Annotated in this window: 3 protein-coding genes; all 3 read left to right on the forward strand. The window is 53.4% G+C overall.

Annotation, left to right across the window (positions count from 1 at the left end; all coding sequences use genetic code 11):
• Window positions 1-21: 21 nt before the first annotated feature.
• Window positions 22-7,797: an S-layer homology domain-containing protein gene (locus NST69_RS09080; RefSeq protein WP_342549057.1), complete on the forward strand. Its 7,776-nt coding sequence runs from the start codon at window positions 22-24 to the stop codon at window positions 7,795-7,797.
• Between the two features lie 87 nt (window positions 7,798-7,884).
• Complete coding sequence (locus tag NST69_RS09085) at window positions 7,885-16,611, forward strand: chitobiase/beta-hexosaminidase C-terminal domain-containing protein (protein ID WP_342549058.1); 8,727 nt, start codon at window positions 7,885-7,887, stop codon at window positions 16,609-16,611.
• Between the two features lie 30 nt (window positions 16,612-16,641).
• Entirely contained in the window at window positions 16,642-17,331 is a 690-nt protein-coding gene (locus tag NST69_RS09090) for a serine protease (RefSeq protein ID WP_342549059.1), read from the forward strand.
• Window positions 17,332-17,471: the final 140 nt, after the last annotated feature.

A 17,471-nucleotide genomic window follows, 5' to 3' on the forward strand; every position in this document is an offset into this window, starting at 1 on the left:
CAAGAACAGGGGGAATACTTGGTGAAGTTGTTGAAACGCACAGTAGCGGTAATGCTCACCTTAATCATGGTATTTCTGTCCACCTCCGAGAGCTTCCATGCTCTCGTCGAGGCGGCCAGCAGTACCAAGACAACCATGATCCAGAATGACTTTATTAAGGTCACCGTGGATAACGAAACGGGCCGCTATGGCATTCGCACTGTAGAGGGTCAACCGATCCGCAAGAACGACAATAATGTAAACCTGCTGTTCCAGGGAGATGACCCGGAGACGTCGTTCACGACGTTCCGGATCGATGGAACGGATTATATCTACGGTAATAAATACAAGTTCGACGCCAGCCACTATTCAGAGACTAGTGCACCTAAAGTGGTGGAGAATTCAAATGGCACCAAGCAGCTGGAGATGATCTGGAAGATTAAAGGCGTAGAGATCAAGCAGATTCTAATGCTCTACACCGACAGCAAGGATGCTGTGAATTCCGGGAATGTCAACATCCGTTATGAAGTGAACAACAAGAGCGGGGCGCAGGTGCAGATCGGCAGCCGGATTCTGCTGGATACGATGGTCGGCGGCAACGACGGGCCGCAGTTCCAGATTGGCACAGCCTACAAGTCACCGCTGCAGGTGGAGCGGAAGCTGGTCCACAATCCGGAGGACGATAAGGGGATTCCCTTTGAAGATAGAGCTTACTTCAAGATTCCTGCTTATTGGGTGATGCGCGACAAGCTGGATCTGACGAATCCTCAGGCAACCAATGTGGTGGCCTACGGCTTCAATAACTTTGCCGAACAGAATATTAATATTGTGGATGAAATGATCGTCGGGCACTGGAACGGCCTGGCGAATACGAAATGGGATTATAAAATTAATCCGAATCTAGACTTCACCAGAGATACCAATGATTTCGGCACAGCGGATTCTGCGGTTGCCTTCTATTGGAACCCGGAGAAGCTGGCGCCGGGAGGCTTCCAGAGCTTCGAGACTGTATACGGTCTCGGTGAGCTGACAGCCCCTGATAAAGTGTTCTCGATCCGTTATGTAGATCAGGTACAGCAACTGGCTACCGAGCCGGTTGAAGGCGGAGGCGTACCGACGAAATATGAGAAAAATGGTGTCTTCGACGTTATAGCAGAAGTAGAGAACCTTCAGGCTTTCAATATGGAGCACTCCAAAATTGAAGTCGAGATGACCTTGGAGAGCGGCCTCAGCTTCGTCAGGCAGAATGAAAAGGGAGAAACTGTCCTGGATGCAAACGGGAATCCGGTCCTGGAGAATGCCCGCAGCAAAATGCTGGAGTTCAAAAAGTCAGCCACACCTGATGAAGCAGCTATGGGCATTGAGCCGAAGTACAAGCCGGGTGACGCGATTACCGCAACCTTCCGCGTTCAGGCTAAAGGCAGACCTTGGCCGGTTACCCGGGAGTATATGATTTCCGCGAGAAGCCCGGAAACGCAAGGCAAAATCGAAGGCGTGAAGGATGAGGGCATTAAAGCCCAGTATGAATCGACCCGCACTAATTTCATTCTTTTGCCGCCGGTGGGAGAAGCAACAGCTACGTATTCCTACGCACTAGCACCGGCAGAGCTGTATAGCACAGACGTGAAATATTTGACCGTGAATTTGTCGAATATTGAAGCTTACAATACAGGTAATGCAACGACCGCGCCCAACTTTGACCTGTACCTCAAGAATAAGGCAGACGGTAACAGGTACAAAGTCAATGTTCAGGATGCAGTGGTGATGCAGCCGACAGACGATGGATTCTCCGGCGCTATGCGGATTACGTACCGCGGCGGTGACCAGGTGGATTCAGGCGGCAATGTGCTGGAAGCCGGGCTTGGACCTGAATTGCCGCTCGGTGAATATCAGGTGGAGATTGATTACAAAGGCGATGCCGGCGGAGATGAGGAAGTAGCGGCTCTCTATGATATGACAACTCCGCAATCGTTCCTGGTCACTGATAATAATGACACGCGTATCCGTGAAGCCGGAGTAATGGCGGTCTACAAGGAAGCTGTAGATATCAGCGGCCTTGCGAACGGTGCTTCTGTAAAGGATGAGCTGCTGGATCAGCTGAACTCTCTGTTCCCGGGCAAGCCTTTCAAGGACGGTTCGTTCCTGTACAAGGCTGTTACCGAATATAAGAAAACCAAGGCATTGTTCGGCGCAGCGAGCAAAGCGGTTGATCCGAAGTTCGATATCAGCGAATTCATGGATGAGGAAGCGCTGAAAGAGACTCCAATGTATGCTTACAAGCTGTTTGCAACAGAAGAGGACTTTGAGGAATTCAAGGAAGAAGTGGAAGCCAAGGACCCGGAATTCGACCGTGAGATTCTGGTTACCGTCCGCGGCATGATCAAGCAGGTTGGCACAGGAGACGAAGAGCAGGTCATCGTGGATACCAAGACAGAACCGGCAATTATTAATGATGCTGTAGCTTATAAAGGTAAGGACCTGTCTTTTGTACGCGGTAAGCTGGATATCTTCGGAAACACCCTTCCCGGCGATCTGCCCTTCCTGGATACCCTGTTCGTCAAGGGTGAAGGAACGCTGAGTGTAGCGAGCAGCGGGTTCGTCTTCCATAAGGGTGAATGGACGCTCGACTTCTTCAACGGCTTCAACAAGTCGCTTGGAGAAGAGGACTTCGATCCGACGAAGGAAAAAGAAGAAGATAAAGACGATGATGACGATAAGAAGGACGAAAAAGGTAATGATGGCAACCCGGAAGATGATACACAGAACGGCAGTCTGAAATGGGCTGTCGGCGGCGTGGGCGACAGATTGAATCCGCTGCGCCAGATTATGATTGAGGATGTGTACTTCAACAAGCAGTCTCTGTTCGGGGCACCAAGCTTCTCCATTGACGGCTTTGGCTTCTCCTTCAATGACTTCATTCTTAGAGAGAATGGGATTTCCTTCGGCGGCTCATTGTCCCTGAAGATCATTAACTCCGAGATCAAGAATGTCATCTTCAACAGTGCCGGCTTCTATGGCGTCGATGCCTCCCTGGGCTTCGATCTCAATCAGGAGATGGGCTTGTTCGGACCGGATAAGAAGAAGGATGCGGATAAGAAAAAAGGTCCGGATGCTCCAAGCGGCAAAGTTACAATCAAGCACGCTGTGCAAGGCGGGGGCGTAGGCAATGAATACGGCCTGGAGTTCGCAGCACAGCTGAAGAATATGATGGGCGTGGAGATTGAATTCTCGCTCAAAAAAGTAAAAGACGGCCGGATTCTTCCGGATGTGATTGCCTTCGGGGCAGAGCTTCCGCAGCCGGGTATCCTGGTGACGGGTGCAACGTACCTGACAGCCATCCGGGGAGCAGTACGTGAACTGGCGGACACTATTGCCGGCGGCACGGCAGAGGACCCGTTCCCGTTAACCATTCAAGCAGGCGTAGGCATGCGGTTCGGGATTGCTCCGGCGTATTTCTTCGGCGATGTGGACCTGACAGTGAAGCGTACCGGCCTTAAGGTGGAAGGCAGGCTGGATTTCGCTGCCAAAGCCGATGCGGAGAAAGATGACCGGCTTCCGATGCTGACTAAAGCGCTGCTCGAGGCGCAGTGGGTAACCCCATGGTTCGTGCGCGTGGAAGCAGAGATGGATATCGGCGGATGGGATATCATCATCGGGAAGGCGGGTATCTTCGTCGGACAGAATCTGGAGAAGAACCGCACTGATTTTGAAGGCTATATCAGCTCCAAAGTGCAGATTCCGAACGATGTACCGGTTGTCGGCGGCATGCCGCTGTCCAGTATGTTCCTTGGCGTCAACAATGATAAGGTCTGGGGCAGCATCGGTATTCTGCTGATCTCCTTAGGTATTACTTACTACTGGAGTGGCGGCATTGAATTCGGTACTTCGACCGATCAGCTGCCGGAAGGAATGATCCATCTGGTGGTGGATGATCCAGAGCTTGGACCTCGTCTCATGGTGATTGGTGCGGGCGTGCAGACGCTGGCCACCTCCAAGGTAGCTTCCGAGGAAGAGAATCAGGAAATTATCTACCGTGAGGTAGAAGAAGGCGTCAAATATGTCGAGAACGGATCAATCAATGTCGGTGTAGGCGGCATTACGGTCAAGAACGGCGGCAGAATCCATGAGATTCCAATGGATGGCGTAGCCGGTAATGCAATCATTGAGATGGAGTACAGCAGTAAGGAAATGCCGGAATTCAAGCTGCAGGATGCTTCAGGTAAACTTTATCCAGTGAAATTCGATAACACGAACACTGATCCTACGGCAAATGCTTTTACACAATATATTCCTGCAAGCTATAAAACGGAAAATGGGCCTAAGCTCAGCAGTGAAGTGGATATTCGCAGAGCGTATATCATTATTCCGGAGAATGAAGCCACAAAGGGCGGTACCTGGAAGCTGACAGCCGTCTCGGCGGTTGACACCAAGCTGTTGAACGTTCCTACCCTGCCTACTCTGGGTGAAGTCAACCTGGCGAAGGACAGCTTGAGTGCGAATAAGTTCACAGCCTCCTGGAAAGTGGCCAACGCAGCCGAAGGCGATACTGTGAACCTGTATCTGGCTGAGGATGCCGTGACGAACCGCAAGGAAATGCTTGATGGTCAGGAGATTCTGCAGACGGGTGATCCGGGTATGCTGATTGCCAAGGATGTGCCGGTTGGAGCAGGAGGTTCGGTCAGCGGCGGCATTACGAGCGGCAGCAAAGTGATCGATGTCACCAATGTAACATTAATGGGCAATCCCGAGGATATCCGCGGGCTGCTCAGACAAGGCAACTATTACCTGCGGGCCGAGTTGAAATCCAGCTCGAACTTCGGGACGAAGACTTCGCCGCAGCGGTTTGAAATCATTGATCCGCTTGCACCGCAGAGTGTCAGTGATGTCCAGGTTGAGCCTGCCGGCAACGGCCTGTTCTCACTCTCCTTCAAGCCGGGAGCGAAGAAATCCGGACACAGCGGCTTCGAGCACAGCTACGTGGTTGATGCGAAGCTGGATGCTGAAGGCAAACTGAGTGAATATGCTCCGTTTGGAGAGCTTTTGTATACCGAACAGGAGCTTAAGCCTTACTGGAATGCATCCACAGGCAAATACGAAGGTCTGTTGATTGGTGGCTGGAAGGCTGTATCTACAACAGATGAAGTCTATAAGGGCAGCCTTGAAGGCTCAGTGATTGATCTGAGCAAGGTGAAATATGTCGGCCTGGAAGTGAAGAAGAATTACGTCATCGGCGTCAGTGCCGCAACGGTTCCAACCGAGGATGCCGACAAGCATCAGAACTATCATTATGCCGAGCGGCGTGAGAGCAGCAGTACCTTGCTGCCAACTCCGAATCTGCCGGATCTGACGGTATTGAGTTCATCGGGGACGGTAGATGCCTCCTCCGGGAACTATGTGAACCTGTTAACGAATGAAACGAAGCAGAAGCTGACGCTCTCTTCCAAACAGTCCAATGTGACGGTGGAAGCATTCTATGCTGACAAATCCATTGGGACTGTAGCCCTGACGAACAAGGCCGTCGGTGGAAGTGAAGGTATACTGAATCTCGACCAGTTCCAGACGGACGGACCGTATGCGATTGAACTGCGGGCCAGAAATACGGCAACTAAGGATATCTCAGTGACCATGCTCTATCTGACGGTAGATACGATCGCACCGGTCTTGTATCTCACAGAGCCGGTAACGGGTGAGCGGACGGCACAGGGTGCCGTTCGTGTAGCCGGAACGACAACTACAGGAACTAAGCTGAGTGCAGTTTATACCGTGAGTCAGTTACAGTCTGACGGCAAATACAAAGACAAGGTCATCTCCAAGGAGCTTACGGTAGATCCGAAGACGGGAGATTTCAATGGAATGGTGGAAGTGAATTCTGAGGAGCCTTCAGTGGCGCTAAGCATTGTCGCAACTGACGGTGCCACCAATCAGAACACAGCCATTGTGGATATTACGAATGCCGGCTTCAAAGTACCGGTTGCCCTCGTTTTGAAGGGAGCGGAGACGCTGACGCCGGGTGCGGCAGGACAAATTCAGGCCTATCTCAAGGTGTCGGATGGCAAGGACGGGAACGGCAAGCCGAAATTCAAGGAAGAGCCGATTACCGGCAAGGATCTGGCCAATCTGACTTATGAAGTTGCCGTAGGCGATGCAGTATCCCTGTCGGCACAAGGCAATGTTACTGCACTGGCTACAGGCTCCAGTCTGATTGAAGCCGAGTACAAGGTGTCTGAGGGTGTTACGCTCAAGGGCATGCTTGCGGCAACCGTAGCTGTTCCGGATACGAATGAATTAGGTACTGTGCAAGCCGTATCCTCTCCGATTAACGGAGACAGCAACCATACGAAGATTACGGTGACTTCCGCCGGAGATATGACCGGACAGCAGATCGCTTACAAGGTCTTCTCGTCGAGTCCGGCAGAACTGAAAAGGGATGACAATGTAAGCTCATGGAGTCTGCTTCCACTCGATGGTATCGTGTCCGCTCATCCGGGCGCCACTGTTGTGCTGGCCAAGCGTACCTCCTTGGACAAGCTGGTTAGGGCTTCCGGCAGTGTCGCTGCATCGGTCTGGACCAGCAGCGGTTCAGGCGGAGGCGGCGGTGCTGGCGGCGGTGGCGGTGGAGGCGGCGGTGCCGTACCGGGAGTTGTTGAAGAACAAGCACCGGAGCAGGCAGCCGAGGTTACCGTCAACGGCCAAGCCGTGAAGACAGAGTGGAATGGACTTACAGCGATCGTACACATTACGGATAAAGAAGCTGCGGCTGGCAGTGACCTCACGGTAAGCTCCACCGATAAGAATGCCAAAGCATTCAGTATCCGTATAGACCAGAGTGTGGTCCAGCAGCAGCTGACCGCGAAGAAGAAGATTGTGATTGAAGTTCCAATGGGACAACTGGTGATTGCTCCTGAGAATCTTGCAGGTGTAACTGCCGGACTTACCATCGGTATTGGTGCCAATAGTGATGCCGATCAGCAGGGCATGAAGGCTATCGCCGATCAGCAAGGCTTCACCCTGATGGGGGCAGGTCAAGGTGCCGCAGTCACTGTGAACCTGCCGCAGGCCAGCTGGACTCCGGCGCTTGCCGCCAAGATCGCGATTCCTGCGCCGCTTGCGGCCAAGGAGATTACGGCCATGGTGCTTAAGGACAAAGACGGCAACTGGACAACCGTACCCTGGAAGCTGGACAGCAGCGGTACGGCAGTGAATGTACAACTGACCGGTGAAGGCAGCCTCTTCTTCATCCGCAACCAGAAGACCTTCAAGGATATGCCTTCAGGCTGGGGCAAGGAAGGCATTGCGGCTGCATCCGCCAAGCTGTTCGTGCTAGGGAAATCTGCGGAACTGTTCGATCCGGCAGGCAAAGTAACCCGGGCAGAATATCCAACCATTCTGCTGCGCGTTGCAGGTCTCATGAACAAGCAGGCAGCTTCGGCAGGCTTCAGTGATGTCAGCGGCAGCAGCTGGTATAACCGCAGTGTCTCCATTGCCGCTGAAATGGGTATTGTTACCGGACTCGAAGGCGGAAAGTATGCGCCTAAGGATACGCTGACAAGAGTTGAAGCGATGACGATGCTCGGAAGATTGCTGAATCAGGTTAATCCGGGCAGTGAACTTAGCGAGGCTGAAGTCACTTCGATCCTCAGCGGTTTCACTGACAAGGGTAAGGTTCCGGCATGGGCAAGACAAGCAGTGGCAATGAGCATCAAGAACGGCATTATTCTCGGGGAAGGCAACAAGGTGAACCCGTCCACTCCGCTTACGCGTGAGCAGGCGGCAGCCATTGCCATCCGTCTGGATCAATTCATTACAGCTAAGCAATAACTTGGGATGTGCCCGTTCGCTCGTAAGCGGGCGGGCACACTCTGCTGGGAAATCCTTAAGTCACAATACTATTCAGGTGGTGTCAACATGGCTTTGAAGCGAAGATCATGGATAGGTTATCTTATAGCACTGGCGGTAATTGTCGTTGCCGCAGTTGCCGGAGGCATCATGGCCAAGGCTGATCCGCAGACCTGGGACAGCACGGCCGATACCAGTTGGTACGTGCCGACGAATGATACTTTCAAAATTAACAATGCTAGAGAGCTTGCTGGTGTAGCCAAACTCGTGAATGAAGGCACTGTAAATGGACTCAGCGGTAAAATTATGGAGATTACGGACGACCTGGACCTCTCTGCTTACCAGTGGGTGCCCATCGGTACGGCCGAGAATCCCTTCCGGGGAACTTTAATCACGGAAGGCGGATTAATCAAGAAGATTTACGGTTTGAATGTAGTGGAGAACCGTTCTTACCAAGGCTTGGTAGGGAATATGCAAGGCGGTACAGTAGGCGGCCTGAGTTTTGAATCAGGCACCATCTCTGTGACCGGAGTAACCTATGATGTCTATGCCGGCTCAGCGGTAGGTAAAATGAGCGGCAGCAGCATTGTGTTTGACATTACCAACAAGATCAATATCACTTCGGACGCTTCCCCGTATCACTCCTACACGGGCGGTATTGTCGGGATGGGCGAAGGGATGATCTCGAACTCAATCAATAACGGAACCGTTACAGCGTTTGGTTCAGCCGATGTGGGCGGAATTATGGGCTATGGCGACTCCAGAGGCATCATCATCAAAAAAATAGTCAATAATGGAGCGGTTCTTGCCCAGGGGACGGACAGCTCCGTGCTTACTGCAGGCGGGATTGCAGGTCATACCACAGGACCGCTCAGTCTAAATGATGAAGACACTCCTATCATCAATACGGCGGCGGTTACCATCGCTGGCGGGAATCAGGTTGCGGCAGGCGGGATTGTCGGTAAAGTAGACAATACCATCGTGTTCTCCAACATGACTACCAATAATGGTGCAATTACCGTTAATGCAGCAGCGGCAGTGAGCTCGGCAGCCGGGGCGCTGGTAGGTGCGACAGGAACAGTAGCCAGCCGTGAGGTTTCCATTACATTTGTGAATACGGCGCCGGTTACCAATAACGGTGGCAAAAACGTATATACTGGCGGCATTGCCGGATATACGGGCAGCAAATTCACCTGGACGCATCCTTATGTGAATACACAAAAGATTACAGCATCAGGGTCAGAGAATGTAGCTACCGGCGGATTCGTCGGATACGCCGCAGGCGGTCTGGTCACCAGCAACGCTACAGCGGGAGTATTCGAGAATAAAGAGCTGATCTCGGTTAACGGCGGCACAGGCGTCTACACCGGCGGGATTGCCGGTTATGATGCAGGCGGGAACATCACCCAGACCTCTTCAACAGGCGAGCTGAAGGTTAAAGGGACTGCGGATGTATATACCGGCGGTACCGTGGGTTACGAAATCGGCGGAACCATTGCATCATCAGTGACCGGCAAGACGGAAGGGAAACATCTGGCAATCACTTCCGATGGTACAATCGGCGGAATCGTTGGCTATCTGGAAGGAACCTTGAATAATTCTTCTATTAAATATGCTACACTGCAGGTTACTTCGGCAGGCGGTGTTATCGGCGGGATTGCCGGTAACGCACAGGGTACAGTAAGCGGAGTTACGGCCGGAGATGCTGAATCGGCAGGCTACAGCACTTTGGTGCTTCAGGCTGCAGTAGCGGATGCGGCAGACGGGCAGGACAATATCACGTTCGGCGGACTCGTGGGTGTGAACACCAAGCCGCTGACGCTGACCGGCGGTAAGGCCTCACGGATCAGCTTCCTGAATGAAGCCGGAAGAAGCGGGTACACCATCGGCGGCACCGCAGGCAAGCTGACGGCGGATGCGGTCATCGGATCTGCAGCCGTGCCTGTGCAAGTGCAGGATATCCGCACAGAGCTGAAGGCTGATAAGGTAAGCTTCGGCGGCGGTGCAGGGCATAACTCGGCTGCCCAGTTCAACGGGCACACGAATCGTATCGAGATTAAGGCTACAGGAACTATGGTAAAAGCTGGCGGCATGTTCGGTGAGAACCATTCGGCCGCAGCCGCTCCGTTCAATCATGCGGAGAATGTAGCCATCACCGCGAGCGGTGCAGATAACCAGCTTGGCGGGAATACTGGCTTCAATGCCGGACAACTGGTGAATGCTACCGTAACTCAGCTGTCTATTGAAGCCAGCGGTGTGCGTGCTGAAGCCGGAGGGATTGCCGGACATTCGGAAGGAACAGAGGCTTCTGCCACACGAGCAGGAATTACTTCAGCTGTACTGAATGTTCCCGGAGCTGACCCGATGATTACGCTGACTGCGGCGGATGCCAAAGCGGGAGCGATCGTTGGAGCAGCGGCAACGACAGATATTACAACGCCGGAAGTGAACGCGCAAGACGGTGCGCTGATGCTCATTCAGGCGCAAGCGGCGAAGCCGTCTGTCGGCGGCTTGGCAGGTACCCTTACGAACAGCAGCATCAGCAGTGACAGCAAAGTGGTCAATGTGGAGAATATGCTGATTCTGGCAGGACCAGCGGCTACAGATGCCTATGTTGGCGGGATTGTAGGCTACAATGAGTCCTCCAGGCTGGAACGTCTGGTAGGTTCAGCGGTGAGTCTGACCCTTAATGCACCGCGCGCTACTGCAGGCGGGGTGGCCGGATATAACCACGGCAGTGCTACAGGTATTATTGTGGACACTTATATCAGCGGTCTGAATCTGAAGGCTAACAACGGGGCAGTGTCCTCGTATGCCGGGGGGATTGTCGGCCTCAATGCGGCTCAGAGTATTGATCCGGTACTGAATCCTGTGACCTCGGTCAGCACGATTCAGAATACCCGGACACTGGGTACGGTCTCCGCTACATCCGCCAATGCCATTGTGGGCGGTATGGTTGGTGAGAACCGCACGCTGATTGCCAACAACAGCATTACCGATAAGATCTCGGTGATCGCAAGAGGCAATTCCTCCATCATCGGCGGTCTGGCCGGTGTGAATACAGCATCGGGAACACTCTACTACACGTATTCCAATGCGAACCTGACCATTGAAGGAACAGGTACACATGCCGGGGGATTAGCTGGCAGCAATGCCGGTGCTGTCATTGGCTCTTATGTAGATATTGATGTGACAGGAGATGCTCAAGGAACCTCGGGCGGTTCCGTTTACCTGGGCGGACTCATCGGCAGAAATACAGCCGGTACGGTGGAGCAATCGTATTCTGTTTCCAAGGTTACCGCGAAGAACGTCTACACCATTGTCGGCGGTCTGATCGGAGAGCTGTCCGGCGGAACGGTCAAGAATTCCTATGTAGCGAAAAGTGTTAACGCTGCGAATGACAATTCTTATGCGGGCGGCTTCGTTGGCCGAATTACAAACGGTAAAATAAGCAACGTCTACTCAGCAGCAGAGGTTAATGTAGACGAGAAAAAGACTGCTTATGCCGGCGGCTTCGCCGGACGTTACGATAATGCAAGTAAAGAACTGCTCTATAAATCCTACTATATTAAAGATGAAGGACTGAATATCAACCGCGATCTGCCTGATTTCGCAGAGGGCAATCACCGCTGGCTGAATGTGCATGTCCGGCTGACCACCATTCTGTCAGAGACACTGAAAGACAGAACGGTTTTCCCGGGCTTGTCGGGCTGGGATTTCGAGGGAGCCTGGAAATACGGCTCGCTCAGTGCGGCCTACCGTTATCCTGAAGTCAACCGCACTGCCAATACCGGCGGCGGAGACAACGGCAATAACGTGAATGCCAATATCAACTGGTACACGAAGGATAAGGATGCAATCGGCTTCGAGATCACCTCGGAGGCTGAGCTGGCCGGTCTGGCGGGAATTGTCAACGGCACCATTGCCGGTGTAGAGCAATTCAGCTTTAAGGACAGAACCGTGACTGTGATGAATCCGGTCCATATCCAATCCAAGCAATGGGTACCTATCGGTGATAAGGAAGTCAATCCTTTTGAAGGAACATTCGACGGGAAAAGCCAGCTGATCGATGGTCTGACCCTGCAGCCGGTCTATACACATTCCGGGTTGTTCGGGATCATAGGAGCGAATGCTACAGTGCAGAACATGAATCTGGAGCCGCTCACGGTTGCCGGCAACGGCTACACCGGCGTTCTGGCCGGAACGAACCTGGGTACAGTCAAGAATGTGGACCTTAAGCTGCTGGACGGCGTGAAGGTCAGCGGCGGGATTGTCGGCGGCATCATCGGCCAGAACTCAGGCACGGTTGCCGGACTGCAGCTTACGCTGGACGGCGGAAGCCGGATTGAGACAGTTGCTGAAGGCGGGATTGCCGGCGGTCTGATCGGCGACAACACAGCGGATATTACAGCTGACACTTATGTCATCCACGATAAGGATGGCAGCATCGGCAGCGCGGCTGACCATGCCGTTATCGGCGGAATTATCGGGGTGCAGAATGGTAATGTGACGGACCTGGCCCTTGAAGTGAACTCAAGATACCGGATCTCTTCAACAGGAATGGAAGCCACTGTTGGCGGACTGGTTGGACATTACCAGACGGGTCAAGCTGAAGGGCTGACCGTAAGCATTGCAGACGGAACTCTGGAAGCGCGGGGGCTTGGCTCCATCCTGGGCGGAATGATCGGTCAATCTGATCAAGGGAATAGCATCCGCAATGTTACAGTTACCGGTCCAGGAAGCGGTGTGCAGCTGACAGCTAATGGTACGGCTGGCGGTGTTGTGGGCGCGAAGGAAGGCAGACTCGGCGGAATGTTGACCCGTTCTGTGGATAACGGCAGCAGCTTCGATATTGAACATGCAGCAGTATCAGGCGTGAAGCTGGCTACAACAGACGACAGCTTGAAGGCTGTGCTCGGCGGGATTGCCGGATCGGCTTCCCGGACGGCGATCAATGACGCCAAGTTCAAGGCTTCCCTACAGGCTGCGGGTGAAGTGATCACTGCCGGAGGTATTGTGGGAGAGAGTGATAACTCCATCATCTACAATGTGGATTCATCACCTGAGCTTCAAGCGGCAGCGAAGAGCGGTGAAGTTGCCGTCGGCGGGATCGCCGGAACGATCTCAGCCCAGGATATTAATCAGGGCTTTGACTTTGGCAAGGCATATCCGCTGTATAAGGGAATTTACATTGCCAAGGTTCATGATGGACAGATCACAGTCACCGGAACAGACCATCGTGCTGACCTCTATGCGGGCGGTCTGACAGGCAAGAATACGGATGCCTCCATCTATAGCTCCGAGGTTGCCTCCGGTCTGAAGGTAACCGGCGGCAATACCGTGAGTGCAGGCGGAGTAGCCGGATACAGTAACGGTATCATCGTGGATACCATTGTCAGAAGCGGTGTGAACGCAGATAACAGCAGAGTAATCAATGCCGGCGGGCTTGTCGGCTGGGGAGACGGCGGCGAGATTCATTACAGTAAGGTGATCTCCGGCTCCGGCCAGTCCATCAACGTCGGATCAGCAGTTACTCTGGGTGAATCAGTACCGAATACACGCGTTGGCGGAGTGATCGGTATGGCCGATCATGTCCTGATTACGAATACCCATACGGATATTCCGGTAGTGGTCACAGATACCAATCAGGATAACACGATGTATGCAGGCGGCTTTGCCGGACTCCTGGGTGAGAACGGTACACTTGCCGGACAGATTCAGAAGTCTTATGCCACAGGCAAGCTGAATGTCAGCGGCAGATTAGGCTCCTATGTTGGCGGCTTCGCCGGGTCTGTAGATCATTACTCGATCACAGATTCCTATGCCTCCGGTGACATCAGCAATACCGGCTTCGACACACGCAGCGGCGGTTTCGCAGCATCCGTGGAGCGAAGCGGCAGCATCAGCAAGTCTTACGCATTGCAGAATAAGCTGTCTACTGTCGGAGTGAAGTCATCAACCCGTTCCTATAACGGCGGCTTCGCCGGTTATAATGACGGAACGTTAACCAGTGTCTATGCCAATGTACCGCAGATTACCGTGGCGGTTGCGGGGGACAATGTCTCCAAAGGCGCACTGGTCGGCTATAACTTCCGGGACGGCAAAATCATTAGCTCCTCCTACACAGGCACATTGGCTGCTGTAGGGCGTAACACAGGCGCGGCTGCAGCAGCCGTAAGTACAGCAGCAGTTGATCCGCTGACTTCAGGACTCTGGAGTATCGACTATGATACTACCTTCCTGAACGACCTGACGGATGGGGCCATTACAGTGCAGACTCCGCTGCAGCTTGCAGGGGCAGTCATGTTCTATAACGAGACAGGGTTGAATTATTACAAGCTGTTCAACAGAACAGCTGAGAACAAGCCGGAGCTGGCAACAATCCTGCTTGGGGCGGATATTGATCTTGCCGGCCGCTTCTGGACCGCGTTCGACAGCTTTACAGGTGTGTTCGACGGCCAAGGCCATACGATAAACGGATTGTCTCTGAAAGCCTCCGGCCAGCAGAACGCCGGATTCATCAAGGATAACCGTGGCCAGCTCCTGAATGTGAACTTTACCGGAGCGGAACTCTCCAGCGCAGTGAATTTAGGTGTCGCTGCCGGGATCAACCACACTGGTGCAGTGATCCGGAATGTGAAGGTCAGCGGCTCCGTGGCGGGAAGTGCTGCCGCAGGCGGGGCAGTTGGTGTGAATCAGGGCACTCTGGAGAAGGTCACGAATGAAGGAGTGAAGCTTGCCGGAGCAGGCCGGATTGGCGGAATTGCCGGAAGCAACGCTGGTGTGATTCACCAGGCTGTATCGAAGGGCAACATTGATGTATCATCTGCACTGGCCGCAGGCGGAATTGCCGGTGAGAACAGTGCAGAAGGCTCCATCAATGAATCGCTTGTCTATGGCGATATCCGTGTAGCTTCAGCCCAGGCGATCGCTGGCGGGATCAGCGGACTGAATGCTGGAGAGATCAAGAACAGCTACTCTGCCGCCACGGTCCTCGCCGAAGGCATGTCTACTGCATGGGCTGGCGGTATTGCCGGTCTGGCAGAGAGCGGGTCGATTATTACTTCCCTGAACACCGGAGAAGTGAAGGCTGGAGTGAAGGGCAAGATTCAACCGCTGCAAGCCTTCTTCGGCGGGATTGCCGGACAGAAATCGGACAATGCCACGATCAGCGGCTCCTTGTTCAACAGACAAATGCTGAAGAATAATATTGCGTACTACAATCTGAATGGCCAGGCAGTGTCCGGCAATAACAGCAGTGCCATGGGGCTGCCGGGTGCAGAGCTTACTGGCGCGAATCTGCCGGCAGGCCTGGATGCCGGAATCTGGACAGCCCAGAACACATTCTATCCGCTGCCTCAGTCCTTTAACGGAACAAATGAAGGGACTCTGGCTTCAGCCGCTGTTATCCTGAACTCGCAGGATCTGATTAACCGCGTGGGTTCGGCATTCCACATGAGCAGCGGCGGAGCACTCTCCTGGAGCGCTGATCCGTCCAAGGCTGTAGTGAACGGTACAACCGGCAGCCTGATATCAGGCGGCAGTGCAGTGCTGAAGGCAACCGCTGGAGGACAGAGCAGAAGTATTGCTATTAATACAGCTGCATTCCAGTACCCGAGCGCAGCAGTTGCACCAACTGCAACTCCTGCAGATAAGAATTTCACTACTGAAGTGAAGGTGGAGCTGGCAACAGGCGAGCAGGGAGGAAGCATCTACTATACACTGGACGGTACAACACCTACAGAGACCTCCCAGGTGTACAGCGGACCTATCGATCTTAAGAGCACAACAACGGTTAGAGCCATTACGATTGTACCCGGCAAAGAGTACAGCCCGGTTGCAGCCTGGACCTGGACGCTTGTAGTCCCTAATCCGAGCCCTAATCCAAACCCTGGTACCGGCAATGGCGGCGGTGGCGGTGGCGGTCCAATTGCTCCGCTTCCAAGCCCGACACCTGCACCGGCAGCTCCGTCGATCACAGCGGTCGCTGGAACATCGACAGTAACTGGTGACAGTGAAGCTCCGGTCAAGATCGCTAAGAACAGCAAGCTTGCGCTGAAGGCTCCAGAAGGGCAGACGATCTATTACACAACGGACGGCAGTATTCCGACTGCCAAGAGCACGAAGTACACCGGTGAGCTGCTGATTACCAAGAGCATGACGATCAAAGCGATCACGGACAAAGACGATAAAGTCATTACCATCGAGTATGCGGTGGAGAATGCGAAGTACAGCCTGAAGAGTAACAGCGGTGAGATCAAGTATATGGCAGCCTATCCGAACGGTCTGTTCATGCCGAACGCAGCCATCACCAGGTATGAGCTGATCCAGTCGCTTGCACCGCTGCTTGACATGGAAGAAGTGAATGTAGGCAATCTGTTCAATGATGTCAATGCCGAGAATGAAGGACTGACCGGATTCTTCGCATCGGCCGGCATTATTGAAGGCTTCCCGGATGGCGGATTCGGCGGAACGAAGGGCTTAACCAGAGCCGAGTTCTCCAAAATCATGACAACTGTGCTGAAGCTTGATGTAACTGAGACAGGCGTAACGAAGCAGAAGGATCTGAAGGGACACTGGGCAGAAAAATATGTCAATGCCCTGTCGCAGGCAGGTTATGTGCAAGGCTTCCCTGACGGAACCTTCAAGCCGGGAACACCGATTACCCGTGCGCAGGCCGTAGTGCTGATTAACCGGATTGCCGGCACGAAGAAGCTGACGGTAACGGCTGTACAATTCAAGGATCTTCCGGCTACCCACTGGGCTTATAAAGACATCATGTCGGTTGTTAAATAACAGAAATTCATAAGTGAAGGAGCTCGGCGGATGAAAACAAAGCTGCTTGCCGTAAGCCTGGTCCTCTCATTGATCTCGGCGATACTCTTCTATTCCGGCACCACCAGTGCGGATACACCTGAGGCGTACAACGCTGAACAAAGCTATGGAATAGCGAGTAAGGCGATCTTTTATCTGCGGGTGCTGAAAAGCGACGGTACTGCAAGCTCCACCGGAACAGGAGTGATCCTGTCTCCGGCCGGTACTGCAGCAACGGCGTATCATGTGGTCAAAAACGCACAGCGCATCGAAGGAGTCATGGCGGATGGAACGGTGATCAGTCCGATTAAAGTCACGAAGTCCGACGAGCTGAAGGATGTGGCCATCCTTGAACTGCCAAGTCCCGCTGCGATGAAGCAAAAGGATAATGCCTATGCTTTTCTGCCGCTGCGGGGGGACAAGCTGAGACATGGTGAAGCGGTGTATGCCCTGGGCTATCCGCTCAAGAATACAGCGATCATCACGGAGGGGATAGTCAACACTCCGGCAGCTGACATTAACGGCCGAAGCCGGATTCTAACCTCGGCCCAGGTGGCAAGCGGAATGTCCGGGGGTCCTCTGCTCGATACGCACGGCGAGCTGGCCGGTATCATCTCCGGTTCCCTGCGGACGATGACTAACATTCATTTGATTGTGAATACGGAGGATCTGCGCAGCCTGCTGCCAGCTTCCTTCAACTAAAAGTATTACCAGAAGCAGCTTACACTTGAGGCTGCAATATAATACCGACTATGGCTGTCCTCAGGCGTTTCGTAGAAAACGCGGGGACAGCACTTTTTTTACAAATAAGAATGTATAAGCTGCGCGATGATCATAATTCA

This window comes from Paenibacillus sp. FSL P2-0089 (assembly GCF_038595095.1).
Lineage (GTDB): Bacteria > Bacillota > Bacilli > Paenibacillales > Paenibacillaceae > Paenibacillus_AQ > Paenibacillus_AQ silagei.